The sequence below is a fragment of the Paenibacillus sp. FSL R7-0179 genome (assembly GCF_038002265.1).
Lineage (GTDB): Bacteria > Bacillota > Bacilli > Paenibacillales > Paenibacillaceae > Paenibacillus_AQ.
On record NZ_JBBOCC010000001.1, the window covers coordinates 2,045,249 to 2,070,890 of the forward strand.

Annotated in this window: 30 protein-coding genes and 2 pseudogenes; 25 read left to right on the forward strand and 7 right to left on the reverse strand. The window is 52.5% G+C overall.

Annotated features, from left to right (window positions below; all coding sequences use genetic code 11):
• Window positions 1-13: 13 nt before the first annotated feature.
• The 4 genes from MKX63_RS09020 (at window position 14) to MKX63_RS09035 (ending at window position 3,359) form a co-directional block, all read left to right on the forward strand.
• Window positions 14-1,684, forward strand: coding sequence for a response regulator (locus tag MKX63_RS09020; protein WP_341016621.1), 1,671 nt, complete (start codon window positions 14-16; stop codon window positions 1,682-1,684).
• Window positions 1,685-1,782: 98 nt separating this feature from the next.
• Window positions 1,783-2,121, forward strand: a complete 339-nt coding sequence (locus tag MKX63_RS09025) for an STAS domain-containing protein (protein WP_036694974.1) — start codon at window positions 1,783-1,785, stop codon at window positions 2,119-2,121.
• Window positions 2,122-2,139: 18 nt separating this feature from the next.
• On the forward strand, window positions 2,140-2,592 hold the full coding sequence (gene rsbW / locus MKX63_RS09030) for an anti-sigma B factor RsbW (protein ID WP_341016625.1): 453 nt from the start codon (window positions 2,140-2,142) through the stop codon (window positions 2,590-2,592).
• The gene (locus MKX63_RS09035) at window positions 2,589-3,359 is read left to right on the forward strand and encodes a sigma-70 family RNA polymerase sigma factor (RefSeq protein WP_341016627.1); all 771 of its coding nucleotides are present in this window, start codon (window positions 2,589-2,591) and stop codon (window positions 3,357-3,359) included. The genes rsbW and MKX63_RS09035 overlap by 4 nt, the downstream gene beginning before the upstream one ends.
• Window positions 3,360-3,500: 141 nt before the next feature.
• Here MKX63_RS09035 and MKX63_RS09040 read toward each other — a convergent pair whose 3' ends face one another.
• Together MKX63_RS09040 and MKX63_RS09045 are read right to left on the reverse strand one after the other, a co-directional pair.
• The gene (locus MKX63_RS09040; RefSeq protein WP_341016628.1) at window positions 3,501-3,830 is read right to left on the reverse strand and encodes a DUF5665 domain-containing protein; all 330 of its coding nucleotides are present in this window, start codon (window positions 3,828-3,830) and stop codon (window positions 3,501-3,503) included.
• A 128-nt stretch (window positions 3,831-3,958) separates the two neighbouring features.
• The gene (locus MKX63_RS09045) at window positions 3,959-4,462 is read right to left on the reverse strand and encodes a YtxH domain-containing protein (protein WP_341016629.1); all 504 of its coding nucleotides are present in this window, start codon (window positions 4,460-4,462) and stop codon (window positions 3,959-3,961) included.
• Window positions 4,463-4,785: 323 nt separating this feature from the next.
• Between MKX63_RS09045 and MKX63_RS09050 the strand changes: the two genes are divergently transcribed.
• Window positions 4,786-5,505 carry a pirin family protein gene (locus tag MKX63_RS09050; protein WP_341016630.1) on the forward strand — a complete coding sequence of 240 codons (720 nt, stop codon included), beginning with the start codon at window positions 4,786-4,788 and terminating at the stop codon, window positions 5,503-5,505.
• A gap of 108 nt (window positions 5,506-5,613) precedes the next feature.
• On the opposite strand, the gene MKX63_RS09055 is transcribed toward MKX63_RS09050, so the two are convergent.
• A complete protein-coding gene (locus MKX63_RS09055) occupies window positions 5,614-5,838 on the reverse strand; it encodes a DUF1128 domain-containing protein (RefSeq protein ID WP_340751658.1) in 225 nt (74 codons plus the stop codon).
• A 161-nt stretch (window positions 5,839-5,999) separates the two neighbouring features.
• Here MKX63_RS09055 and yyaC point away from each other — a divergent pair, with 161 nt between their 5' ends.
• Together yyaC and MKX63_RS09065 are read left to right on the forward strand one after the other, a co-directional pair.
• Window positions 6,000-6,527: a spore protease YyaC gene (yyaC, locus tag MKX63_RS09060; RefSeq protein WP_341016632.1), complete on the forward strand. Its 528-nt coding sequence runs from the start codon at window positions 6,000-6,002 to the stop codon at window positions 6,525-6,527.
• Between the two features lie 68 nt (window positions 6,528-6,595).
• A complete protein-coding gene (locus MKX63_RS09065; protein ID WP_341016633.1) occupies window positions 6,596-7,381 on the forward strand; it encodes an alpha/beta fold hydrolase in 786 nt (261 codons plus the stop codon).
• A gap of 97 nt (window positions 7,382-7,478) precedes the next feature.
• Here MKX63_RS09065 and MKX63_RS09070 read toward each other — a convergent pair whose 3' ends face one another.
• Complete coding sequence (locus tag MKX63_RS09070) at window positions 7,479-8,783, reverse strand: MFS transporter (RefSeq protein ID WP_341016635.1); 1,305 nt, start codon at window positions 8,781-8,783, stop codon at window positions 7,479-7,481.
• On the reverse strand, window positions 8,784-9,344 hold the full coding sequence (locus MKX63_RS09075) for an ArsR/SmtB family transcription factor (protein WP_341016636.1): 561 nt from the start codon (window positions 9,342-9,344) through the stop codon (window positions 8,784-8,786).
• 309 nt (window positions 9,345-9,653) lie between these two features.
• On the opposite strand from MKX63_RS09075, the gene tnpA reads away from it, so the two are divergent.
• From tnpA to MKX63_RS09100, 5 genes and pseudogenes are all read left to right on the forward strand, one after another.
• Window positions 9,654-10,067: an IS200/IS605 family transposase gene (tnpA, locus tag MKX63_RS09080; protein WP_341018577.1), complete on the forward strand. Its 414-nt coding sequence runs from the start codon at window positions 9,654-9,656 to the stop codon at window positions 10,065-10,067.
• Window positions 10,061-11,133, forward strand: a pseudogene (gene tnpB / locus MKX63_RS09085) (IS200/IS605 family element RNA-guided endonuclease TnpB). Before tnpA ends, tnpB begins: the two are co-directional and overlap by 7 nt.
• 79 nt (window positions 11,134-11,212) lie before the next feature.
• Window positions 11,213-11,875: a DUF6483 family protein gene (locus MKX63_RS09090; protein ID WP_341016638.1), complete on the forward strand. Its 663-nt coding sequence runs from the start codon at window positions 11,213-11,215 to the stop codon at window positions 11,873-11,875.
• 57 nt (window positions 11,876-11,932) lie between these two features.
• Window positions 11,933-13,114 carry a class I SAM-dependent methyltransferase gene (locus MKX63_RS09095; RefSeq protein ID WP_445323492.1) on the forward strand — a complete coding sequence of 394 codons (1,182 nt, stop codon included), beginning with the start codon at window positions 11,933-11,935 and terminating at the stop codon, window positions 13,112-13,114.
• 848 nt (window positions 13,115-13,962) lie between these two features.
• Window positions 13,963-15,972 carry an O-antigen ligase family protein gene (locus MKX63_RS09100; protein ID WP_341016639.1) on the forward strand — a complete coding sequence of 670 codons (2,010 nt, stop codon included), beginning with the start codon at window positions 13,963-13,965 and terminating at the stop codon, window positions 15,970-15,972.
• Window positions 15,973-16,471: 499 nt separating this feature from the next.
• Here the strand turns inward: MKX63_RS09100 and MKX63_RS09105 are convergent, their stop codons facing one another.
• Together MKX63_RS09105 and MKX63_RS09110 are read right to left on the reverse strand one after the other, a co-directional pair.
• Entirely contained in the window at window positions 16,472-17,125 is a 654-nt protein-coding gene (locus MKX63_RS09105; RefSeq protein ID WP_341016640.1) for an SdpI family protein, read from the reverse strand.
• A gap of 110 nt (window positions 17,126-17,235) precedes the next feature.
• Window positions 17,236-17,496, reverse strand: a pseudogene (locus MKX63_RS09110) (autorepressor SdpR family transcription factor); the annotation flags it as partial.
• Between the two features lie 253 nt (window positions 17,497-17,749).
• On the opposite strand from MKX63_RS09110, the gene MKX63_RS09115 reads away from it, so the two are divergent.
• From MKX63_RS09115 to gatA, 13 genes are all read left to right on the forward strand, one after another.
• Complete coding sequence (locus MKX63_RS09115; RefSeq protein WP_341016642.1) at window positions 17,750-18,364, forward strand: DedA family protein; 615 nt, start codon at window positions 17,750-17,752, stop codon at window positions 18,362-18,364.
• On the forward strand, window positions 18,361-18,927 hold the full coding sequence (locus MKX63_RS09120) for a thioredoxin family protein (protein WP_340751667.1): 567 nt from the start codon (window positions 18,361-18,363) through the stop codon (window positions 18,925-18,927). The genes MKX63_RS09115 and MKX63_RS09120 overlap by 4 nt, the downstream gene beginning before the upstream one ends.
• A gap of 5 nt (window positions 18,928-18,932) precedes the next feature.
• On the forward strand, window positions 18,933-19,562 hold the full coding sequence (locus MKX63_RS09125) for an MBL fold metallo-hydrolase (protein ID WP_341018579.1): 630 nt from the start codon (window positions 18,933-18,935) through the stop codon (window positions 19,560-19,562).
• 218 nt (window positions 19,563-19,780) lie between these two features.
• Window positions 19,781-19,987, forward strand: a complete 207-nt coding sequence (locus MKX63_RS09130) for a hypothetical protein (RefSeq protein ID WP_341016643.1) — start codon at window positions 19,781-19,783, stop codon at window positions 19,985-19,987.
• 58 nt (window positions 19,988-20,045) lie between these two features.
• Window positions 20,046-20,588 carry an RNA polymerase sigma factor SigY gene (gene sigY, locus MKX63_RS09135; protein WP_341016645.1) on the forward strand — a complete coding sequence of 181 codons (543 nt, stop codon included), beginning with the start codon at window positions 20,046-20,048 and terminating at the stop codon, window positions 20,586-20,588.
• Window positions 20,578-20,898, forward strand: coding sequence for a DUF5345 family protein (locus tag MKX63_RS09140; protein WP_341016647.1), 321 nt, complete (start codon window positions 20,578-20,580; stop codon window positions 20,896-20,898). Before sigY ends, MKX63_RS09140 begins: the two co-directional genes overlap by 11 nt.
• A 2-nt stretch (window positions 20,899-20,900) precedes the next feature.
• Window positions 20,901-21,128: a hypothetical protein gene (locus MKX63_RS09145; protein WP_341016648.1), complete on the forward strand. Its 228-nt coding sequence runs from the start codon at window positions 20,901-20,903 to the stop codon at window positions 21,126-21,128.
• A 40-nt stretch (window positions 21,129-21,168) separates the two neighbouring features.
• Window positions 21,169-21,360 carry a PLD nuclease N-terminal domain-containing protein gene (locus MKX63_RS09150; RefSeq protein ID WP_341016649.1) on the forward strand — a complete coding sequence of 64 codons (192 nt, stop codon included), beginning with the start codon at window positions 21,169-21,171 and terminating at the stop codon, window positions 21,358-21,360.
• A 53-nt stretch (window positions 21,361-21,413) separates the two neighbouring features.
• The gene (locus MKX63_RS09155) at window positions 21,414-22,271 is read left to right on the forward strand and encodes an ABC transporter ATP-binding protein (RefSeq protein WP_341016650.1); all 858 of its coding nucleotides are present in this window, start codon (window positions 21,414-21,416) and stop codon (window positions 22,269-22,271) included.
• Complete coding sequence (locus MKX63_RS09160) at window positions 22,268-23,041, forward strand: ABC transporter permease subunit (protein ID WP_341016651.1); 774 nt, start codon at window positions 22,268-22,270, stop codon at window positions 23,039-23,041. Before MKX63_RS09155 ends, MKX63_RS09160 begins: the two co-directional genes overlap by 4 nt.
• A 157-nt stretch (window positions 23,042-23,198) precedes the next feature.
• On the forward strand, window positions 23,199-23,582 hold the full coding sequence (locus MKX63_RS09165; protein ID WP_036696310.1) for a hypothetical protein: 384 nt from the start codon (window positions 23,199-23,201) through the stop codon (window positions 23,580-23,582).
• A gap of 275 nt (window positions 23,583-23,857) precedes the next feature.
• On the forward strand, window positions 23,858-24,145 hold the full coding sequence (gatC, locus tag MKX63_RS09170) for an Asp-tRNA(Asn)/Glu-tRNA(Gln) amidotransferase subunit GatC (protein ID WP_341016652.1): 288 nt from the start codon (window positions 23,858-23,860) through the stop codon (window positions 24,143-24,145).
• 26 nt (window positions 24,146-24,171) lie between these two features.
• Entirely contained in the window at window positions 24,172-25,629 is a 1,458-nt protein-coding gene (gene gatA, locus MKX63_RS09175; RefSeq protein ID WP_341016654.1) for an Asp-tRNA(Asn)/Glu-tRNA(Gln) amidotransferase subunit GatA, read from the forward strand.
• Window positions 25,630-25,642 lie beyond the last annotated feature (13 nt).

Consider the following 25,642-nt stretch of genomic DNA (forward strand, 5'->3'; position numbering starts at 1 on the left):
TAAGGAGGGACCTATGGGGGTTCAGGAACCGATTCATATACTGCTGGTTGACGACCGTCCCGAGAATTTGCTGGCACTCGAAGCCGTCCTTGAGAGTCAGCATTACAAGCTTGTCAAAGCCAATTCTGGAGAAGAAGCACTGCGGTGCTTATTGAAATATGAATTCGCCGTGATTGTTCTGGACGTTCAGATGCCAGGTATGGACGGGATCGAAACCGCCAAATTAATCAAAGCCAGGGAGAAAACCAAGGATATTCCGATCATCTTCATCTCAGCCAACAGCCGGGAGTCGGAGCATCTGTTCGCAGGGTATTCTGCCGGCGCCATTGATTATATGGTCAAACCGTTTATCCCGCAGATTCTGAAGTCGAAGATTGAAGGCTTTGTGAATATGTATCTGACCAGCAAGAAGCAGCAGATTCAAGCGATGCAGCTGCAGCAAAAGACGCTGGAGCTTGAGCGTATGAACGGCGAATTAATCAAAGCCAAGGAAGAAGCAGAGATCGCGGCTAAGGCCAAGACCGAGTTTCTGGCGATGATGAGCCATGAGATCCGCACGCCGATGAATGGTGTAGTGGGGATGATTGATCTTTTGATGGAGACCGAGCTTGCTCCGGAGCAGAAGGAATATACAGAGATTATACGTAAAAGTGCGGACACCCTAATAACCGTGATTAATGATATTCTTGACTTCACCAAGATGGAATCGGGCAAAATGGAAATGGAAGAGCAATTATTCGAGCTGCATACCACCGTTCAGGAGGTATTTAGCCTGTTTTCGGCGGAAGCCGGCAAAAAAAATCTGGAGCTGGCCTATTTCATCGACCAGAAGCTGCCGCGGCTGATCTATGGCGATATGGCCCGTCTGCGTCAGGTGCTCATTAACCTTGTATCCAATGCGGTGAAATTTACCAACCAGGGCGGCGTGTATTTGGTTGCTTCCAGCCTGCCTGCAGCGGATAATAAACTGGTAGTGGAATTTACGGTTAAAGATACCGGCATCGGAATCTCGCCGGAGAAATGCGACCGGCTGTTCCAGCCCTTCTCCCAGCTTGATTCCTCCATGACACGTAAGTACGGAGGAACGGGCCTCGGCCTCGCCATCTGTAAATCCCTCGTAGGCATGATGGGCGGAGATATCCGTGTAGAGTCAATGGAAGAGAAGGGGGCTACCTTTGTATTCAATATTCAGGTAGCCGTGCCTGAGCATGAGCTGGAGGGCAGCAGCGGGGAAGAGGAAGGCACAGCGGCCCAGGCAGACGAGGCAAACCGGAGCAAAGTGCTGGTCGTGGATGACCATCCGATTAACCAGCGGCTTATGGTTAGCATGCTGGATAAGCTCGGGTACCGGGCCGATGTGGCCGAGGACGGGAATCAGGCTGTTGAGCTGGCCCGGAAATCGGCTTATGATTTTATCTTCATGGACCTGCAGATGCCGGTGATGGATGGACTGGAAGCAACCTCCCTGATCCGTCAGGAAGGCAGCGGTTCTCCGGACAAGACAGTGATCATTGCGATGACTGCGAATGTGATGGAGGGGATTCAAGACCGCTGCACCGCTGCCGGGATGGACGGATACATCAGCAAGCCGCTCAAGCTTAGCAGCATCAAACAAATGATCTCCAGATATTCAGGCAGAGATAATCCCGCCACCCAGCGGAACACTTCACTTTTTAATGCTTGACCCATGAATTACCAGCGCCGGCATTGTCCCTTTATTGTTTCAAGCCTAGGCTATTAGGGTTATTGGTAAAGAAAACATTTAAACCAGGAGAGTTGTCTATGAATACACATAAAAGCGAAAAGTTTCACGCAAAGACCGAAACCGTTGGTTCGGTATGTACGGTTTATCTTGTAGGTGAACTCGATCTGTCTGTAGCGCCTGACTTTCGTCTGGTGATGGAACCGCTAGTGGGAGACACGGGGCTTGATCTCGTGATTAATCTGAAGGATCTGAAATACATTGACAGCACCGGTATCGGAATCCTGTTGTCGATTCTCAAAGCAAGACATGGAATGGACGTTAAATTCACCGTTGCTGAAGTTCCCCCGCAAATACAGAAGCTGTTTGACATGACCGGCATTTCCAAGTTTTTTGCCTCCCAAGAGAATTCCCACTAGGAAAGGATCGAACTAAGAATGAGTGATGACATACAAAGAGTAGTTCTTCAGTTACCCGCCAGTGCAGAATATGTCGATATTGTCAGACTTAATTTATACGGCATTGCCTCCAAGATGGGTTTCACTTATGAAGACATTGAAGATATGAAGGTAGCCGTCTCAGAAGCGTGTAATAACTCCGTGCTCTATGCCTATGGGCAGGCAGACGGTATGGTTGATGTAATCTTTGAGGTAGGAACAAGCGTCTTATCCATTACTGTCAAAGATGAGGGGGAGAGCTTTGATAGTTTGGATGCGTCCGGAGAACGTCTGACGCTTCATGACAAGGAGCTGAATGATGTTCAAGTGGGCGGACTCGGATTCTATTTAATGCAGGCGCTGATGGATGACGTTAGCGTCGTTAGCGAAGCAGGGAAAGGGACAGTCGTTACCCTGACTAAACGGCTCAATTTCAGCGAGGAGAAAGTATGAATGACAAAGTGACTCCCCCAGAGTCCATGAATGAAGCGGTAAGCCTGATCTGGGAATACCAGCAGACGAAAGACAATGAAATTGCAACAGTGCTCATCCGCAAATATGAACCCATGGTGAAGATGGCCGCCGGCAAAATTGCCCGTAACCGTCCGGATCTCTACGAGGATCTGTACCAGGTGGGGCAAATGGCGCTGATCCGGCTGCTGCAGCAATACGACATCAGCTTGGGGATTCCCTTCGAGCCGTATGCGATGAAGAGCATGATTGGACATATGAAAAACTTCCTGCGCGATAAATCCTGGTACATACAGGTTCCGCGGCGGATTAAGGAAAAAGGCGCGCTTGTTCAGCAGGCCATTGATGAACTGACCATCCGGCTCGAACGTTCTCCGGCGGTTGAAGAGATCGCCCATTATCTGGATCTTACTGTAGAAGAAACTGTAGAAGTACTGGCCGGCAGAGAGTGTTATCATTATGTCTCTCTGGATTCACCGCTCTCCCAGGAAGAGAGTGGAGCTACACTCGGTGAATTGATCAGCTCCGATGCGAATGACTACGAGACGGTGGAGAAGCGTATGGATCTCCAGCAGGCGCTCGGACAGCTGAAGGAGCAGGAGCAGCAGGTGCTGCTCTTGGCCTTCCAGGATGGTCAATCCCAGCGGGCTATTGCCCAGAAGCTGGGCGTCTCGCAGATGAGTGTCTCCCGTATCCAGAAGCGGGCCACCGAGAAGCTGAAGCAGATCATGGCTAATTCATCCTATTAAATATCAATGCCATTATATTTATCAGGGCAGGCTCTATCCCTTATGGGATGGAACCTGCCCTTTTTATGCGTCGTAGCAACATCCCTCCTGCAGTCTATTCACGGTAGAGTAGGCTGCAGGAGGGATGCGCGGGAAATGTATTTAGTTCGCATCGATATACTTTTTGATTTCTCCAAGATATTCCCCGATAACCGGTACATTGAGAAACAAACTGAGAATATAGCCAAGAATACCGAGAATGAGAAAGGTACCGAGTGAGAGGCCCAGGCCTCTGGAGATGCCGGCCATCAGATTGGTGATGATCCGCTTCTTGGGGTCTGTATAGTTCTCCAGGATATCCTTGAACTCGGATTTCTCCAGTGAGTCAGCGATCTTGTCCAGCCTCGCATTCAAGCGTTTGACCTCATGCCGCAGCTCGAAGGGATGCTCATCTACGTCATAAGCTTTGGTTCTGTTGTCCGCTTCTCCCATAAGGCGTACCTGCTTTCTGTAGCCTGAACCAGGCTTTAATGGAATATAAGGCATGCATAAATAGAGAGCAGCCAGCTATAGACGATCTGGCCGCTCTCTTGAATGTCTATTCAGCCGGAGCCCCGGCTTCAATAGGAGGATTTGTAAGTGCTCTTAACTTCCTCTTTAGCGTCCTTCGCCTCGTCTGCAACTTCTTTGGAAGCATCCTTCGCCTTGTCGGCTACCTCGCCGGAGGCATCCTTCACGTTCTCCGAAATATCCTTGGAAGCATCCGTTACTGTTTCGCCAATCTTTTTACCGGTTTCCGCAAGAGTAGCTGCGATCTGCTGTTTGCTGTCACTAACGGTTGTGAAGATATCAGAGACCTTGGCGGATACTGTGCCGGCCAGATCGGTAGCCTTTTCGCTAACTGTTGTAGCCAAGGATTTGGTTTTGTCCGTTACCGTTCCGGCAACCTCTTTAGTCTTGTCCGTAGCTACAGTCAGCTTATCTGACAGATCGCTACGCATCTCGCGTCCAGGCTTTGGTGCGAATAACAGGGCCGCTGCTGCTCCGAGCAGACCGCCGATGAAGATCCCTTTAAAGAACGTGCTGCCGCTTTCTACCGGAAATTCCTTCTCTGCTTTATTCATTATCAATCACTCCTTATCAGAATTGTCATTCAAATTCAGGTTAGCCTGAATGTTCTTACTTCGTATATAAACTTTGGGCTATCGGCTGAAACAGCGGAACAGCTTGGCAAAGATTGCCGGAGAATAAAGAAGCATGGCTGTCAAAAACGTGCTTTAGTAACCCTTTTCCGCAGAATTTGCGGCTTTACAATGTTGATTGACCTGGAAAAGAAGGGGGTAAGAAATAGTAAATTATAGCGCCCATATACATCTCATATTAAGGAGCATTCATTTCCCTGCTTAGGATATTGATAAGTTTCTAACATCTATGGAGGTGCATTATTATGATTAAAGTAGTTACAGCAGCCGAGCGTCATACTTCGAATAGAGAATGGATACACAGTGAATTCAGCTTCTCCTTTGCCGATTATGATGACCCCAGCAATGCCCACTTCGGTGCGCTGCTGGCGCATAATGACAATGAGTTGAAGCCGGAGCAAGGCATGCATGAGCATCCGCATCATGATCTGGAGATTATCACGTACGTAGTGTCTGGTGTGCTCAAGCATCAGGATAGCCTGGGGAATCATGCAGATCTGCAGGCGGGCAGTGTGCAGCTGATGAGCGCAGGAACAGGCATTAATCATTCGGAGACGAATCCCTCAGGCCATGGGGATGTCCGGTTCCTGCAGATCTGGCTTTTGCCCGACCGGCCCGGGAAGGACCCGAAATGGGATGCCCGGTTCTTCCCGGCAGAGCTTAAGCTCAACCACCTGCTGCCTGTGGCTTCAAGCGAAGGGCTTCAGGGCTCGCTGCAGCTGGAGAATGACGTTAACATCTACTTGTCCGTGCTGCAGACGAACCGTGAGCTGTGTTATCCCCAGCAGGAGGAGCGGCGCACCCATCTGTATGTCATTTCCGGGAATCTGGAGATCTCCTGCGCGGATGGTACATTCCAGCTCCAGCAGGGGGATGCGGCGCGTATCCGCAAGAGCTGTGAGCTTACACTCAAAGGCATCAGCAGCTCAGGAGATGCAGAATTCATTCTGATTGATCTTCCATAACAGCCGGAGCGTGACAGTAAGAGTATTATTGCAGCATATAAAAGCCCTTCAGCTTCAACGTCCGGATTTACGGACAATGAAGCTGAAGGGCTTTCTTATGGGCTGGTGTTATTTCTTGCGCAGACGTCCAAGCTCTGAGACCAGTGCCTCCACCTGGGAGATGCTGAGCCGGTCACTGCCCATCGCCACCTCGTAAATATCCTGGATATCCTCATATTGCTCCACCGAAAAGGCTGAGGCCTGCATGGCAGCAGCACTGGCCATTTTCAGCTTGTTTTTGATGCCTTCAATCATATATTCAACGTTCTCCTGGCTTGGGTTAGACAAATCCATTGAGTATAACCGTCCTTCCTGAGTAATATAGAATGTGAATTGATATAGTTCAAATATCTTATCATGTCGGGCAGCAGATGACCATTTTTTTGTCCAGATCCCGCAAACATGTTAAATTAAAGATAAATATAACAGGCTGCTTAGCAAGGAGGAGAGAGTCTTTGGCCATCAGAGAAGAAGAGAGCAGAAAGCGGCGTAAAATGAATGCCGGGGAGCTGGCGGCTTTCTTCCGCGGAATCGCAGATGTGTATTCCGCTGAGCAGCTGACCTTTCTCTGTATCGGAACAGACCGCTCCACCGGAGATGCGCTGGGACCGCTGACGGGAAGCCGCCTGCTGGAGTACGGATTTCCGAATGTAACGGGTACGCTTCCGGCGCCCTGCGATGCGGATAATCTGGTCCAGCGGATAACAGAGATTCCGGAAGGGCAGATTATTATCGCTGTCGATGCCTGCCTGGGACCGCCGGCCGCACTGGGCTGTTATTTTGCGGCGGCGCAGCCGCTGCGTCCGGCAGAATCGGTAGGAGGACTCCTGCCAGCTGTTGGGAATTACAGTCTGGCAGCAATCGTTGACGTGAACAGTCCGCGCCCTTACCGGACGATACAGACTACCCCGCTCTACCGGGTAATGGTTATGGCAGATCAGATTGCCAAGGCAGCTGCACAGGGATTCAGACTTACGGATTGAGAGCGTTTCAAATCAGCCTGTTCTAGCTTATTAATATAGACCACTACATAGAAAGAGGGTAAACAGCCATGGAAAATGTTCGATGCGAGGGAAGCAACATCTGCTACAGTGATCAAGGCAAAGGGGATGTAATCGTGCTGCTGCATGGATTCTGCGGGAGTGCCGAGTACTGGGAAAAGGTGATTCCAAGCCTGACTGACAATTACCGTGTCATTGCCCCGGATCTGCGCGGGCATGGGGCTTCGGATGCTCCGCTTGGAGCCTATACCATCGAGCAGATGGCTGATGATGTGCTGTCGCTGCTGAATGCCTTGGAGATTCAAGAATGTTATCTGCTGGGACATTCGCTCGGAGGCTATATTACCCTCTCGTTTGCCCAGCGCCATGCCTCCCGGTTGAAGGGCTTCGGGCTGATTCATTCCTCCGGGTATCCGGACAGTGAAGAAGCCAAGGAGAACCGGCTGAAGAGCGTCACCATGATCCAGAGCGAAGGCATCTTTGCTTTTGTGGATCAGCTGGTGCCCGGACTCTTTGCCCCTGGTGCGGAATCCAAGCTGCTGGAACGTGCCAAGGAGATTGGCTACAAGACTCCGCCGCAAGGTGCGGTTGGCGCGTCCTTGGCTATGCGTGAGCGCCCGGACCGCCGCGATGTGATCTCGGCAACGGCGCTGCCGGTGCTGCTGGTTGCCGGAGCAGAGGATTCGAAGGTGACACCGGAGCGCACGTTCACCTCAGACAACCGGAACATCACCAAGGTGACGCTGCCGGGTGTAGGCCATATGGGGATGTTTGAAGCACCGGAGCAGTTGGCGAAGATTATTAAGGATTTCGTATATTCGCCTGTGAAGAAGTAAATGACATCAGGCATTAAGGACAGAAGGCAGCACTTCCGCTCTCCGGCGGGTGCTGCCTTCTGTTTGTTGTGCAAAGCTGTTTCCGCTTGCCTGGATTTTATTGAAACTTACGGATCGCCGGAACGCACAGCACCAGGGCAACACAAGAGAGGCCCAGGCCGGAAAAAATAATAATGGTCGGTACTCCTCCGATCCGGTCGGCCAGCCAGCCGACTAAGATATATCCGACCGGCAGCAGGGCGAAGGACCCGAACATATCCAGACTGGCTACCCGTCCGAAGGCTTCCTTCGGAACAAGCTCCTGCAGGCTGATCTCCCAGATCAGTCCGAAGATCATTAATCCAAAGCCTTCTACGGCAAATAAGGTGACGGCTGCTGCCGGAGTGCCTGCGAACGGGAGCAGCAGCAGAGCAGCCCCGCTGATCATGGCGCCGCCGTAAGCCAGGATGCCGCGGTGATTCCATTTCGGCCGCAGGCCGTATAGCAGGCCGGCCGCTATGGCCCCGACACCGGAGAACGTAACGGCCAGGCCATAGAAATAGGGAGGCCAGCCGTGATGGACCTTGAACAGCCAGGGAAGAAGGACGCTGATTACCCCTGTATAACATATATTGACGAAGCAAAAGGCGAGAATTGTAATCCAGAGCCAGGGCTGGCTCCGGAGAACAAGTATTCCTTCGGCGAAATCCTTCCTCCAGTGCGGAGTGGCAGAGGTCCCGGCAGCAGGCTTAGCCGGGATTTCCGTCTCAACGGCAGCAGATTGCAGCCGGGCCATCATCACTCTGCGCAGATAGATCAGGCAGATGAGGGAGATAAGATAGGTGAAGGCATCAATTCCGAAGCCGATGCCCGCGGACAGGCGGGTAATCAGCAGTCCCCCTAACGCGGGACCGATCAGCCGCACGGACTGGGTTGTGATCTGAGTTAGAGAATTCGCTGCTACGCGGATATCCGGAGTGAATACGGTAGCGCGGACGGCAGCGTAGGCAGGCTGGAATAAGCCGTCCAGCAGGCCGTAGCAGGCAACAAGTCCATAGAGCAACGGAATGCTCAGCACTCCGGTCAAGGACAGCACAGCCGTCGTAATCATAACGACGAACCGGGCAATATCGGCCAGCATCATAATCCGTACACGGTCGTAGCGGTCGACAATATGGCCGGATACCGGCAGCATAATTACATTAGGCAGCATATAGGCGGCCATGACCATCCCCATAATGGTGGTGGAGCCGGTCAGGGAATAGACCAGGACAGGCAGGATAACCATGGTTACCGAGCTGCCCAAAAAAGAAACTAAATGTCCCAGCCACAGGTAAGGAAAGGCGCGGGATTGCCGGAAAGGGGCCGCGAAGCCTTCAAGCGGATGATGCTTCAGTTGTCCGGAAGGGCCAGTGGTGCTCATCTATTGCTGTGCCTCCTCTTCCCGCTGTGCAGCAGCATCGACAGACTGCAAACGGCCCAGCATCACTTCTACGCCGTATTCGTCACCTTCCGTTACCTTGGACTCCCAGGCGGTAATCAGCTGCAGCAGCTCCTGGTGGAACTCCGCAAGCTCCTGAGGAGAGAGAGTAAGTCTGGTAGTGAAATGCCGGGTTTGGTCTTCTTTGCGGAAGTTAAGGCTGCGAAGCGCTTCCGAGTGGAACATCGTACCTTTGGAACGGTAAAATTTCTGGATGATGCCTCCTGCGGCTTCTGTACGGACAAGCTCCAGCAGACCGCCCTCATAGAGCTTGACGATATGGTAGTGAATATTACCCGGAGTCTTGTTCAGCTTCTCCGCAACCTGCTTGGATGTAAGCGGCTCTGCCGACAGCGTGTGCATAATTTTAATCCGTAAGGCGCTCTCCAGCAGCTTATCCTGTTCCGGGGTAACGTTCAAAAGCCGGTTGCTTGCCTGCAAGTCCGGTTGAGCTGAAACGGCTGTTGTGAAGGAGTCTTGCATTTTGCCGGTTGGTTTGGTCATCAATAAGCCTCCTATGCAGGGTCCGTATTAACAGGTATACAGTCTGTATCCAATTTACGGTCTGTTAAATAGTTCGATCTGTAATACAGATTGGATAACTGGATTATAGTTCATCGTTATAGTGTGGTCAAGACTTAACTCCGCAGAGTGGCGCCGGAGAGACGAATAGTTTAACCCTCAGTTGACAGAATTCTCCCATCTTCTTTAAGTGGGGGATGAATGGAAACGGTCTAATCTACATGGATTCTAACCGCCTGAGATGCTATAATTAAAGTGTTCAGTCGTATCTTGGGAAGGTCGGTGAAGTTAATGAAATTAGACTCAAATAACCATTCAGTGTTCTCCCTTCACTTTCACCTTATTCTAGTCATCAAGTATCGTAGGAAAGTCATTACAGATCCCATATCCGAACGTCTGAAAGAGATATTTGCATCCATTCAGCCTACTTACAATGTGACTTTGCAGGAATGGAATCATGACAGGGATCACGTTCATATTTTAATGAAAACTCATCCTAATACCGACATTTCTAAATTTCTCAACGCTTATAAGAGTGCATCATCTAGGCTGATCAAGAAGGAGTTTCCTACCCTCCGAACATCACTTTGGAAAGAGGCCTTTTGGTCACGCTCCTATTGCTTGCTTACAACGGGTGAAGCGCCAATAGACGTCATTCAAAAATACATCGAAACCCAAGGGGGAAAGGGTGATCACCATTGCTGAAAGCCTACAAATACCGTATCTATCCAAGCCATGGGCAACAACACTACTTCGCTAAAGTGTTCGGATGCGTTCGCTTCATCTACAACAGAATGCTTGCAGATAAAATGGAACATTACAAGCAAACGGAAACGATGCTGAGGAATACACCCGCACAATACAAAAAGGAATTCGACTGGCTGAAAGAAGTCGATAGTCTTGCCTTAGCGAATACACAACTGAATTTAGACAAGGCTTATACGAATTTTTTCGGGATCAGAAAACGGGATTTCCTAAATTCAAGAGCAAGAAGACGAATCATCATAGCTTCACAACGAATAACCAAAATGGAGCAGTGGCCATAGAGGATGGATATCTCAAGATTCCAAAGCTAAAAACGGGCATCAAAATCAAGCTACACCGCCCATTCGGGGGGCTGATCAAATCATGCACGATTTCAAAAACACCAACGGGAAAGTATTATGCTTCCGTATTGGTTGAAACGGATATCGTCCAGTTGCCCAACATGCATACGAAGATTGGCGTTGATCTTGGGCTGAAAGACTTTGCGATAACTTCAAATGGCGAAATCCTATCCAATCCTAAATACTTGCGTACGTCTGAAAAGCGGTTAGCGAAGCTGCAAAAGGATGTATCACGGAAGAAGAAGGGAAGCCATAACCGTCATAAGGCTAGGCTGAAAGTGGCCAAGCACCATGAAAAAATAGCGAATCAGCGTAAAGACTTCTTGCATAAAACGTCTGCCCAAATGATAAACGAAAACCAAGTTATCGTGATGGAAGACTTGCGTGTAAAGAATATGCTGAAGAATCACAAACTTGCAAAAGCGATTAGCGAGGTATCTTGGAGTATGTTCCGTTCGATGCTTGAATATAAGGCTCAATGGTATGGCAGAGAGCTTATTATTGCCCCTAAGCACTATGCAAGCAGTCAGCTTTGCTCCTGTTGCGGTTATAAGAACGCAGAGGTGAAGAATCTCGCCTTGCGAGAGTGGACTTGTCCAGAATGTAACGTGCATCATGATCGGGATGTAAATGCTGCTCAAAACCTACTGAAACTAGCCATGTGATATTGCAAGGATTGGGCTAGGGACTAGCCTTTGAGCTTGATACAGAAGAGAAGCAACTGCGTAACGAAAGGAGCTCGGTATGTTCCGGAGAGATTATATTGTACGGATGATTGAGGATATGACGGCGATGGTCGCCAAGGTGCTGACCTTGAAGCAGGATAAAAAAACAACGGAGGCGCTGTGGGAGGTAGATGAGCTGCTGATGCGGCATTTTCGCCTGAATTCGCGTCTGCTTAATTCGTTGTCTGTAGAGGATATTATTGATATGTTTCGTCTCGGAGGAGTGCTGGAGGCTGATAAGCTGCAAGGAGTAGCCCGGCTGCTGAAGGAGGAAGGCGGGATTTACGCGGCCAAAGGAGACCGGGATGCAGCCCTGTTCAGGGCGATGCGTTCCCTGCATTTATTCATCTATGCCGATCTTCATGGTGCGGACCGTGAACTGCTGAACATGACGGAAGAGATCCATGAGCTGCTTGAGGAGGTGGGGCCGTATCGCCTTCCCGCCAAGACCGAACGCCTCCTGATGGCTTACCACGAATCCCGGGGACTATACGCCAAGGCGGAGGACAGTCTCTACCGGCTCTGGGAGCAGGGGGAGAATGTAGCGGAGGAAGGCAGGGCGCTGTATGAACGCCTGCTGCTGTTATGTCCGGAGCAGTTAGACCAGGGCGGTCTTCCGCTAGAGGAAGTGCGGCAGGGCATGGAAGAATGGAGCAAGCTTACCGTTAATGCTATAATGTAACGATATTCAGGAGACTACGTGCTCTATTTTATGAACCCGAAAGTGAGATGTACCCATTTGGAAGCGTTGAAGGACTTGATCGAGCAAGTGATGACCGGCCGCACTCTGATTACGGCTACACTAAGCCAACTGCGCAGCAAGGGCGACGCCCCCTACAATAAAGTGCAGGTTAAGCCTGTTGAGCTAAAAGGAAAGCTGCATTATCAGTTTGCCTATTACATCGGCCCTAAGGTCGAACACCGCAACATTCCCGCAGAGGAGGCCGCTGGAGAGATGCTCTCTTTGCTGAGGGACACCTTCCGCCAAGGTCTGCTGTGTACGGCTGGTGCCGACTACCAAGTGCTGATCAGCAAGAAATACAAGGTATCTATTCTGACCAAATCAGCCAGCAAGCAGGAAGCACCAGATCTGGCTCATAACCGCCGGAAGCAGTATGTGCTGGATGAAGGGGAGCCGGTGCCGTTCCTGGTCGAGCTTGGCATTATGAACAGCGAAGGCAAGGTGCTGGCCAAAAAATATGATAAGTTCCGCCAGATCAACCGGTTCCTGGAGATGGTTCAGGATGTGCTGGGCGATCTGCCGGTAGGCCGGCCGCTGACAATTGTGGATTTTGGCTGCGGCAAGTCTTATTTGACCTTCGCCCTGTACCATTATCTTGCCGTCCGCGAGCAGCGGGAGCTGAATATCGTCGGTCTTGACCTTAAGGCGGATGTCATTGCGCACTGCGATGCGCTGGCTGCCAGGCTGGGCTATGACCGGCTGAAGTTCCTGGTGGGCGATATCGCGGACTATAATGAGCTGGATCAGGTGGACATGGTGGTCACGCTGCATGCTTGTGATACCGCCACCGATGCTGCACTGGAGAAGGCCGTGCGCTGGGGCGCATCGGTAATCCTCTCGGTGCCCTGCTGCCAGCATGAGCTGTTCGCGCAGGTCGAGAGCGAGGTGCTGAATCCGCTGCTGTCACACGGCATCCTGAAGGAGCGGTTCTCGGCGCTCGCCACCGATGCGATCCGGGCGAAGCTGCTGGACCTGATGGGCTACCGCAGCCAGCTGCTGGAATTCATCGACATGGAGCACACCCCGAAGAACATCCTGATTCGCGCCGTCCGCAGCGACAGCGGCGATCAGGCCGCCAAATGGCGCGAATACACGGCATTCCGCGATTTCCTCGGCGCGAAGCCTTATCTGGAGCGCGTCTGCTCCGACCTGCTGCCCGCCGGCAGTCCGGAAGCTTAATTTATGTGATGAATAGTTAAGGGTATGACAGAACGGCTGCTTCCTGATGGGGGCGGCTGTTTTTTTGCTGCTAGGTGCATAAGTGCTCCTCAATTGAGCGTGAGAGCTGTGTTTGGTGGAATGAGGAGCATAAGTGCTCTTCATTTGAGCGTGTGAGCTACTTTTGGTGGAATCAGGTGTATAAGTGCCCTTCATTCGCGCGTTTGAGTTAACTTAGGGGGACCAGCTGCCTCTTCTGTTTTCCAGTATATATGGGCAGACTGTTAAGCATCATGAGTAATAGGAGATTTAGGATGCGCGTGAAAGGGCATGAACGGCAAAGTGAATGGTTGGTTACTTTGGTTTGCGGGTTGGCGTTAATAGCAGCGGGGACAGCGGCCTGTGTGCTGAGAGGTTTCTTTTTCACCGGGGAGATGTATTTGTTCTTGACGGTGTGGTTTGGCTTGTGCGGGGTCTTGCTGGGATTGGTAATTATCTATATGGCGGCTGGCAGAGGGGCTGGGCTGAGGCTGCACAAGGTAGATCCGAAGTTGTCTGGTGGTTACTTAAATAGGACGCAAATTGAGGAACAGTTTGAACGCAGAGAGAATACCCGGGAGTTGGCTGGCAGTATAGGTAGAGTAAGGGGGCTGGCTGTCTGGGGGTTACTCAGCGGTTGTGTGCTACTATGTCTCTTGTATGCTATTCAATCACTGGGCAGTCCCGTATCCGCGCAAGGAACGCTAAATGAAATGCTGCGCTCAGGCTTCTACACCAGCTTTATGATATTTGCTTTGTTGGCGGCACGAACCCGTCGGGGAGGGGCCCTTCTTGCGGCAGTGTGGCATCTGCTTGGAATTGCTATTAGTTTGTCAGCCCTTTTGGCGGTCTGCGGAGGTCTGCCGGTTCCTTATGCGGTGGCTTATACCCAATCGCCCGGGGTCAGTGCTACTGGTGCCAGGCTGGCCGGACTGCTTCAGTATCCGAATGCCTTTGGTGCGGTGATGGCGGTGTATCTGCTGGAACGGCTGTTTGCTGCCGCTTATAGCTTCTGGCCTGGAGAGTCTCAGGAAGGTGCGGGCAGCAGTGCGGTGCGTGCGAGTGTCAGCGGAGCGGGTGAGGTAGGGGCAGAAGGTGCGGGGGCGGGAAATATTGCTGAGCGTACGGATGTTAGCAGAGCGGGTGAGGTAGGTACAGAAGGTGTGAACGCGGGCAATAATTGGGTATGCACGGGTGTCGGCGGAGTAGATGAGTCAGGTGCAGAAACTGCGGGTGCGGGCAATAATTCGGTACGTTCAGGTGTCGGCGGAGTAGATGAGTCAGGTGCAGGAGATGCAGGCATCATTGCAAAGCGGACCAGAGCCTGGTCCGCTTCGCAATGGCTAAGAGCGGCGCGCCTGCTGCCGCTCTTCCCGTACGCCGCCGCGCTGCTGCTCAGCGAGTCGCGCGGCGCATGGCTGGCTGCGGCTGCCGCCGGTGCCGCAGCCCTTCTCCTGAAGCGGCAACTGTTCGTGCCGCTTCTAATCACCGGCGCCGCCCCCGTTGCCGCGGCGGCGCTGCTCTACCGCCAGCTGGCCCGCTCCGGGCTGGCGGCAGAGCCCCTGCCCGGCCTGCTGCTGCTGGCCGGGCTCTGGGCCGGCGCGTGGCTGGCCGGCCTATGGCTGCACCGCCGCAGCTGCCATGCGGCGGGCGGGGTCCGCGCCGCCGTGCTGGCGCTGGCGGCGGCGGGCTGGACGGCGGCGGCCAGCGCCGTCCTGCTGCTGGTACGCGCGCGGATCACCGGGCCGTCACCGACGGCCGCCGCGCGCGGGCTGTTCTACCGCGATGCCTGGAAGCTCGCGGCAGAAGCGCCCTGGCTGGGGCGCGGGGGCGAGACCTGGCGGCATACGTACCTTGCCGCCCAGTCCCGCCCCTACGTAGGCAGCCAGGTGCACAGCGGTTACCTCGACATCCTGCTGAACCTCGGGATGGCGGGTCTGGCTGCGGTCCTCCTGCTGCTTCTGGCCGCAGGAGGGTTGGTATTCAAGGCGTCACCAAGACTGCTTCCGCCTCTGCTCGTAATCGTGCTGCATAGCGCAGCCGATTTCGACTGGAGCTATGGACTGGTCTGGCTGCTGCTGCTCCTGCTGCCCGCCTGGGCAATTGCCGAAGCAAACAGCCGGACCGCTGGGACGGCTGTGCCTACAGTTCTGCATGACTCCCGTTGGTGGCGCAGCAAGCCGCATGGGCAGCGAAGGAACCGGCCGCGCCGATTATGGATTTATGCAGGCATAACCGTTCTCTGTGGGCTGACCCTCCTGTGCAGCGCTTTTTCCTTTCAGGCCATGAAGGGGGCTGCCCTATTCAAGCAGGCGGTCAGAGAGAATGATCCTGCCGTACGAATTATACTGCTGCAGCAATCACTGAGATGGAATCCGAGAGAGCCGCAGACTGCGGTTGCTTTATCGCGGCTGCTTCCACAGAAGCAGGGGGTTGATCTGCTCCTGCGAAGCCTGTCATTCTCTCCGGGGGATGTTGCTCTTTATAGGGGGCTTGCGGCAAGTTATCTGCACGGCAGTGATCCTGGAGCAGCGTTGTACTGGGTCCGCCGAAGTCAACAGACAGATCACTTTAATGCTGCGGGGCGGCTTGCCGCTTTAAGAGGAATGCTTGAGATGGGGGAACGCAGCTTGGCAGAGGGAGACAGACGTATAGCGGCGGACAGCGCGACGGCGGGATTAGAGCTGCTGCGGCAGTACAGCCTGCTGACCACCATGGAGCAGGACAGAGGACCGCAGCACAATGACCGCAACTTTACCCTGCTTCCGCAGAGCGAAGAGATCTACTTTCAGTTAACACATTTACAGTTCCGGGCGGCGCTTAGCTCCAATGACAGATAAGACGCATCTCAGAGTGTAATTCGGAGCTTGACCGCCGTTGCGGTAAATACATCAGCATAATGACCGCAGCTTCAACCTAGTAGAACATCAGATTCAAACAAGCGATTTCATTTCATAAATGTGGTAAGGGATGAAGCTGCGTTCGTAGCCAAAAACAGGGATAAGTGTATTCTGTACAACTAAAAACAGTGAAACGGGTGGACTTCCTCGTCTAATTGTAGTCTGTACAACTAAATTTACCCGGATGGGCGAAAATCCAGAACTAGAGGTATTTTAATTGCACGAACTACAACTAAACGGAGATTTGGAAGCACATCGGGTGATTTAGTTGTACAAATTACAACTAAGCCTACCCCGTGCACCTTAATTAGGGTGAGGTAAACCCTCAGCAAGCTATTAGTCAAAGTAATTTTCACACGTTTAAATCTGATGAGCTACTAGGACTGCCTGCCGCTGCTCATCACCCGAGTCTCAGTTCCTACCCATCCTCCAACTAATCTCAAGCCTTAACACGCCGCGAGATCAGCCATGAGTAAACAATAGGGAGAACAATCATGATTACCAGAGCGGTGATGATCATGCTGATCGACAGCGTAACGGGCATGAAGGCGGCAAGCACAATTAGTAGACCGCCGGTCACCCACATCCTTCCGGAGAAGCGGTGGGTTCTCCGCCATACGGCAGGGTTATGGAGCGTCCAGGGCGTGCGGATTCCCGTGAAATAATTATCTCTGATCTGCGGCAGGAAATTTCCTGTTGCAGCCAGCAGCAGTCCGATGCTTACAAGCACCCATTTTCCGGCGGCAAATTGCTCATCAAGCCCGAAGCTGACCGACAGGACAAGAGCGGCATCACACATAACCGCAACGGTGAGACGGATCATTTTGTAAGCGCCAGGGAACTTATTATAATTCTCTCCCTTGGGGTCAACATTGCGTATGAACTGCATCATTAGCGGAAAAACCAAGCCCAAAAAAGAGAACAAGGCGATAACCGAACCCTTGCTCCAGTAAGTATTGACCTGGCCGGTTATACCGAATTGGGCGGGCAGCTGATCCGGCAGCTTGCCGTAATTGACCAGCGCGTAGCCCAGTGAGAGGAGCCCGAGAATGACAATCAGCGTATCCTGCCACTTCCATGTGAAATTCTTCATCAATGTTCATCCTCCGTATGTTTAATAGCGTGCGGGTTACTTTTCCCTTTGGTCCCAGAGCCCTTTGAGCCAGCATCCGCCTGAGCTTCCGGTTGGCGGTCCCTGTTTCCCTTGCCCGTACCCGTCAATTCCAGGAACCAGCCAAGCACCTCTTCAAGTACCGTGGAGTCCAGCGAATAGACGATGAATTGCCCGTTACGTTCGTCCTGCACCAGCCCCGCGTGCTTCAGCGCATTGAGGTGGTGAGAGATGCTGGGCTTGGTCATATTGAAAAAATCCGCGATTTCCCCGGCCGTCCGGTCTTTTTCACGCAGCAGCCGGAGAATTTGCCTCCGGGTCGGGTCGGAGAGCGCTTTGAACGATTCATTCAACTCCATGTCCAATCTTTGTCAATACAGAAGCTCCTATATGCTTCACGCTATAAATTATCCTTCATGTCCCGCTGAAACGCTACCGTCCTTTAAAAGAACAGCAAAGCCGTTTACGCTTGCATTCCTTAAGTAGAAGTCGTAAGCCTGCATATGCTAGAATAGGCTAGGAGAAGCTGGATACATAGAGCGGTTAAGCAGATGGGTTCTGCCAGCAGAATACCAGGCTATTACGCCATACGGGAGGAGACCTGCAGTGCAATTTATATCTGATATCATTTCACATTTGTTTGAATGGATTCAGTCTCTGGGCTACTTCGGGATTATGATCGGGCTCATGATTGAAGTCATTCCAAGTGAGATTGTCCTGGCGTTTGGCGGCTATTTGGTCTCACAAGGCGATATTAACTTTTTTGGTGCCGTGCTGTTCGGTACCGTCGGGGGAGTAGTCGCCCAGATCTTCGTTTATTGGATTGGCCGTTATGGCGGCAGGCCTGTGCTGGAGAAGTACGGCAAGTACATTTTTATCTCCAAAAAGCATATTGACCACTCCGAAGAATGGTTTCAAAAGTATGGGACCGGTGTGATTTTCACAGCCCGCTTTATCCCGGTTGTCCGCCATGCCATATCGGTTCCGGCTGGTATTTCCTGCATGCCGCTGGGCAAATTCACTTTGTTGACAACCCTTGCAGTTATTCCGTGGAGCGCGTTGTTTGTCTATCTGGGGTATACGCTCGGAGACAAGTGGAAGACCATTGATGAGGTCGCAGCCAAGTACACTCATGAGATTCTTCTGGGCGCCATTGCGGTAATTATTCTGTATTTCCTGTTCAAGTGGTACAAATCCAAAAAGAAGGGTAGTGCAGTATGAAGCAGAATGTAGCATCCAAATTTGGCCAAGGCCTGACTCCGCGCCAGTTCGTGGAAGCCATGACGAAGAACCAGCAGGCTTTTGAATCCTGGTATGAGAAGTTCGCCTGGGAAGACGAGAGTGACCGCGAATATTTCGAGAGCCTGAATCACCGTGATGATCTGCGTGTGCTGATTCTGGCTGCGGACTGGTGCGGAGATGTGGTCCGCAATGTTCCGGTCGTCTTCCGGATTCTGGAGACTGCAGGCATCAAGACGGAAGTGCTGATTCTCGAAGAGAACCAGGAGCTGATGGACAACTTCCTGACCATGGGCGGACGCTCCGTACCCATCGTGATATTTGCGGATACCGGAGGTTATGTACTGGGGCAGTGGGGACCGCGTCCGGAGCATGTCCAGACCCTGATGAGAGAATTCAAACGGGAGAACCCGGACCGCGAAGCAGCGGACTATGACAGCAAAATTACCGAAGTGCGCAAAGCAATGGGGCAAGCCTACGGAGAAGGAACGGAATCACACGCGGTTATCGCCAAAGAGCTGCGCAGTTTGATCTCCGGATTCTAATGCCGATGCTTAATATTCGTTCCTATAATCTGGGGGCACTCCAGACCAATGCCTATCTTCTGACAGGGGCAGACCCTAAGCGCGGTGTCATCATTGATCCGGGGGCTAATCCTGCGGGTCTTCTCCGCGGCGCCGAAGGAATGGAGATTGAGGCGATTCTGCTGACACATGCCCATTTCGATCATATTGCCGGGCTGGACGAGGTCCGCAAAGCCAAGAAGTGCCCGGTCTATATCCATCCGCTGGAGAGTGAGTGGCTGGGCAGCCCGAAGCTGAACGGCTCCTTGATGTGGCCTGATACCACGCCTCCCATCAGCACAGATCCGGCAGAATACGATTTGGCGGAAGGCCAGATTCTGAAGCTGCTCGGCCTTTCTTTCCGTGTGCTGCATACGCCGGGACATTCGCCGGGCAGCGTCAGCTTTTTATGCGGGAATGATCTGTTCGCCGGTGATGTCTTGTTCAAAATGGGAGTGGGACGTACCGATCTTCCGGGCGGCAGAGAACGGGATCTGATTGATTCGATCCGCGGCAAGCTCTACCGGCTGGATGAAGAAGTGAGAGTGTTCCCGGGACATGGTCCGCGAACCTCAATCGGCTATGAGAAGCTGCACAACCCGTATGTTCCGATGTAGGAAGGAATATCAATTGGGATGATTGTGCATTGTAACGACATCCTCTGGCTGGATTTGACACAAACCGGGAAATTAGAGGTAGACAAGCCGGGGCCAGGTTGTTACAATATGGTTAATTAAATGTAACATTTACCCAGCGAAGCACGCAGACTGTGGAATAATCCCGGTTTGCGTTCTTTTTTTTGCCTATAGATATGAATTTTTTAGGGGGAAGCAGAATGAAGAATAATATGCATTGCCAGCTGGATTACGGGGAATTGGAAGCGAATGATTCATTGATAGCAGAGCGGAATGAAGTGAATGATCTGACCGGGAAGAGTGATACTAAGTATACGCTGTTCTGGAGCTTTCCCGGAGGCAAGGGGGCTGTACAGCCATGGAGACGCAGACTGTGGGAGCTGCAGAATAATTCGGACTCTGAATGAACGATAGCTATTACATAGACGTATTACAGGTGTGACAGAAGAGATAAGGGGAGGGGCTATGGGCGACAGGACGCTGGAGATGATCAGTCAGGCACAGCAGGGTGACGCTGCTGCACTGGCCGTGCTGCTGCAGGAGCATTATCCCTTCCTGTACAAGTATCTGATCAAAGCGACACTTGACCCTTTGCTTGCGGAAGAGATTGCGCAGGACACGATGGTCAGATGCATGGAGAAGATCGGGACATATAACGGGACCTCGGCATTTTCTTCTTGGCTGATTACCATTGGCAGCAGGTTGTACATTGACCGTAAGCGGCGCTGGAGCCGTGAGGCGCAGTGGCGGGAAGGGCAGATGCAGGAGCAGGGGAACCGCAGTTTACGCTGGAGCTTTGAGAGCCGGAATATGGAGTGGAGTGAAGTGCTCGACGCCTTGTCGCGTCTATCCTCTGCGCACAGAATGGCTGTACTGCTGAAGCATTATTACGGGTACAGCTATGATGAGATCGGGGAGATGCTGGAGATCCCTTCCGGAACGGTCAAATCACGGGTAGCTGCCGGACTGGGTCAACTGCGAAAGGAGCTGAATGAGGATGAGGTTTAAGAGTGACGAGGAGCTGCTGGGTAAGCTGTCCACGGAGCTGGATCATCTGGATATGCTGTATGCCGATGTTACTCCGCCCTCCTTGCCGGAGCTGGAGCAGCTTATTGCCGGGGAAGCTGTCCGCCGGAGGAAGCGGCGCCGTAAGGAGCTGCTGCTATTCCTATTGGTGGCTCTTGTGCTGGTTACCATAGTGATTTCTGTTCTAAGCACAGCGCCGGTGCTGTATTGGAGTCTGCAGGCAGTGTTCATCCTGGGCGCACTTGGCAGCCTGGGAGCAGCGCGGATCAGACACGGGCGGGAGGAATCATAATCGTGAAGGAGCTGCAGGAGATACCTATTTGGCTCTGGATGATTATTGCGGCCTTACTGCTGCTGCAGGGAACCTGGCTGTTCCACGATGCCAGAGACAGAGGTCAGGGGATGAAGGCCTGGTTGTGGGGAATCTGGGGACTTACTGGGGCGCCCTCACCGGCAGTATGTTACCTGCTGTTTGTAGTTCTTCCAGATAAGCGCAGACGGAAGGCCGGAAGGAGCCGCTGAGACAATAGCTGATTGCCGGGGAGATAAGGAGGATATGGCTATGAATGATTTGAATTGGGGTTTGATTGGGCCGCTGCTTGCACTGCAGGTCGTGCTGGCAATAATCGGTCTGATTTCTCTGAGCAAGACAGAGCAGGTACGCGGACCAAAATGGATGTGGGTGCTGTTCTTGATTTTGGGCAACCTGCTGGGCAGCGTGGCTTATTTCACGCTGGGAAGGAAAGAGTTCTGATGCCGCTCTTAGAGGTTAAGGATCTTCACAAGAGCTTTAAGGGGCATCCCTCAGTGAATGGCATCAGCTTTGGAATTGAAGCGGGACGCTGTGTCGCGCTGCTCGGACCCAATGGAGCCGGGAAGACAACTACGCTGCGTATGCTTGCCGGTCTTCTGCCGCAGACTGCCGGAACAATCACTTTTGACGGGTCTCCGGGGACGGATTACCGCCGGCAGCTGGGCTATCTGCCGCAAGCCCCGGCTTTTTACAACTGGATGAGCGGGCACGAATATATCGTATTTGCCGCCAGGATGAGCGGCATGAATGCGCGGGAGGCTGCGGCGGCATCGGGCGATGTGCTGGAGCGTGTGGGACTGGGTTCTGCGGCACGGCGGCGGATTGGCGGTTATTCCGGGGGTATGAAGCAGCGCCTCGGGCTGGGCCAGGCCCTGGTACACCGCCCGCGTCTGCTCTTGCTGGATGAGCCTGTCTCCGCGCTTGATCCTATCGGACGCCGGGAAGTCATGGAGCTGCTTAGGGAAATCCGGGAGGAGACAACCGTTATTTTCTCCACGCATGTGCTGCATGATGCGGAAGAGATATGCGATGATGTCGTATTGATGAACCAGGGGGCTATAGCCGTTCAAGGAACCTTGTCCAGTCTCCGCGCAGAATACAGTCTGCCAGTAATCCGGCTCACTACTGGGAAGGAAGAATCGGCTGTCCGCTGGCTAGAAGGGCTTAGACACAAGGATTTTATCGAAGAAGCGCTAATTTCGGATAGCAAGGCCATGTTCAATGTCACGGATGTAGCACTCGCCCGCCGGACGCTTTTGAAGGAAGCTGTAGAGCTGGATATTCCGCTGCTGCAATTTGAAGCAGGCTCATCGACACTGGAGGACCTGTTCATGAAGGTGGTGGGAACATGAGGAAGCTTTGGGCTCTGTATTTGAAGGAGATGCTGGAGAATGTGCGCAGCTATAAGCTGATATGGGTTCCCGTGGTGTTTATTGTTCTGGGAATTATGCAGCCGCTGGTGAGCTTTTATATGGCGGATATCCTGGCGTTCTCTTCCAATGTCCCGGCTGGACTGATGGAGAATATGGAGAGACCGGCCGCGTCCTCTGTAATGGCTCAGGCCCTAAGCCAGTATGGAACAATTGGCATGCTGATTCTGGTGCTGGGAACGATGAACAGCCTGGCAGGAGAGCGCAGCAGCGGCACCTCCGAACTGTTAATGGCTAAGCCGGTCTCCTCTATATCCGTTGTTGCAGCCAAATGGGCCGCGAACTTCACGGTGCTGGTTATTGCCATTGGGCTTGGGGCAGCGGGAGCAGCTTATTACACAGTACAGCTTATGGGAGCTTTATCCTGGGGGGATGTCATTGTAGCGTCTGGATTGTATGCGCTGTGGCTGCTCTGTGCAGTGTCGCTTACGCTGCTCTTCAGTGCCTGGCTGCGCGGGCCTGCAGCTGCCGGCCTGTCACTCTTGCTGGCAGCGGTCATGAGTCTCGTAAATGGCCTGTTGCCAGTTAAGCTGAACTGGATGCCTGCTGCTCTGCCCGGAATGTCTGCCGCTGTGCTTGCAGATGGGGGCACCGGAGTGAGCGTGGCACCGATTGTCTCTGCATTGCTCCTGATTATGATTTGTATTACCGGTGCCTCACTGCTCGCTGGAAGAAATAAATTACCAGTCTAGCAAGCTTTGCAATAAGAAAGCGATCTTTCATGAGTTTTCAGAGTGTTTTCTGCGAAAATTCATCGTACAGTCATCCTGCTGCTGGACAGCTCTATCTTTTTTTAGTAGACTGTTGAAACAAGCAAATCCATGATAGATTTTGTCAGGAGGTAGGATGATGCTGCGTTTAGGAGAGAAGATTGTCATTGTCGCAGACGCTTTTGAGCAGAGTCTTCCTATCGGAGACTATGGCTACCTGATTGCTTACGACCGCAATCCAGATAATGCGTTTGATTATGTCATTCGTGTTCCCGAAGCTAACCGGAATTTCTATGTTACGGCAGAGGATATTGAGGCCGAGGAGCAATTGCTGGTAGCAGAAGCTGAAAGAGCCACGCACGAAGCGCTGATAGATTATGCACTGTCAACGTACAACGAGAAGCTGTTCCATCACCTGATGAACGGCGAAGAAGTTGAAGCGGAAGAGATAGAGACAACATCCCCAGAAAGTTTGTCCCAGGCGGATTTCATCAAGCAGGTGAATCTTCGCGCTTGGATTTAAGTAAGAGCCGGCGAAATGCCGGCTTTTTTGTATCCTCTGCTTCCTGCACAACGTACACCAATCCCGTATTTGATCTGCTAAGCTGCATTAAACCTGCTCCATGTGACTCCATGTGCAACAATCGCAGTGCCGCCCCCTAGCTGCAGGAATTCTGTAAGCTTACTCTCCATATATCCCCCTCAATCGACAAGCGCATTGAATTGTAAGGCCGTCTACCCTATAATTAAAAACGTTATCCGGGCGCTTTAGCCCTTTAAACAGGAGGGATATTCATTATGAGCATCACCGTCAAAGATGTGCAGCATGTGGCCAAGCTGGCCCGACTGCAATTAAGCCCGGAAGAAGAGGCTACCTTCACCGAACAAATGAATGCTATTTTACAATATGCCGAGAAGTTGAATGAGCTGGATACCGAGAATGTTCCGCCGACCACCCATGTGTTGCAGGTTAGCAATGTAATGCGTGACGATGTGGTCAAGGAGAGCCTGGCCCAGGAGGCAGCTCTGCTTAACGCACCTGAAGACGAAGACGGACATTTCAAGGTTCCCGCTGTTCTGGAATAACCCCATACCTGAGAGGAGGAAGCAAGTTGAGCCTGTTTCAATACCGATTACCTGAAGTACATAACATGCTGAACACCAAAGCGGTCTCGGTCAGTGAGCTGACCGAGGATTCGCTATCCGTTATTGCGGAGCGTGAGCGCAAGGTTCATGCCTTTTTGACACTGAATGAAGAGGGGGCCCGTGCCAAGGCACGCGAGCTTGATGACAAGCTCGCGTCCGGGGCTTCACGCGGTCTGCTCTTCGGACTGCCTGCCGGTATTAAGGATAATATCGTGACCCAAGGTTTGCGCACCACCTGTGCCAGCCAATTTCTCACCAATTTCCAGCCGGTCTATGATGCGACCGTAGTCTCCAAGCTGCGTCAGGCTGATGCCGTCACAATGGGGAAGCTGAACATGGACGAGTTCGCCATGGGCGGGTCCAATGAGAATTCCAGCTTCGGCGCTGTACGCAATCCATGGGACCTGGAGCGTGTTCCAGGCGGTTCGAGCGGCGGTTCGGCAGCAGCGGTTGCAGCCGGGGAAGTCTTCTTCACCCTCGGTTCAGACACAGGCGGCTCCATTCGCCAGCCGGCCTCCTATTGCGGAGTAGTCGGCCTTAAGCCTACGTATGGCCTGGTTTCCCGTTACGGGCTGGTCGCTTTTGCTTCCTCCCTGGATCAGATCGGTCCGATTACCCGTACCGTGGAGGATTCCGCATATGTCCTGCAGGCAATTGCCGGTTACGATGCCCAGGATTCCACCTCAGCTAAGGTTAACATACCTGATTATCTGAACTCGCTGACCGGTGACATCTCGGGTCTGCGGATTGCCGTACCTAAGGAGTACTTAGGTGAAGGTGTGGATGCCCAGGTCCGTGAATCGGTGCTCGCAGCACTCAAAGTGCTGGAAGGCCTTGGGGCAGTGTGGGAAGAGGTCTCTCTTCCGCATACAGAATATGCTGTAGCCGCTTATTATCTGCTCTCCTCCTCGGAGGCTTCCTCCAACCTGGCCCGTTTTGACGGTGTCCGTTACGGAGTGCGTGTGGATGATGGGGGCGGATTACTGGATCTGTACCATAACTCCCGCAGCCAGGGCTTCGGCCCTGAAGTCAAACGCCGGATCATGCTCGGCACCTACGCGCTCAGCTCCGGATATTATGATGCCTATTATTTGAAGGCACAGAAGGTCCGCACCTTGATCAAGCAGGATTTCGACGAAGTGTTCCGCAAGTATGATGTTGTCATCGGGCCGACTGCGCCAACTACAGCCTTCAAGCTGGGCTCGCAGACTGAAGATCCGCTGACCATGTATCTGAATGACATCCTAACCATTCCTGTCAGCCTTGCCGGTATTCCTGCCATCAGTATCCCTTGCGGCTTCGCGGAAGGTCTGCCTGTGGGCCTGCAGATTATCGGCAAGGAGTTTGATGAGAGTACGGTACTGCGCGTAGCGCATGCCTTTGAACAACATACAGAGCATCACAAGGCCCGCCCGCAACTGTAGCTTGAAGTTAGTT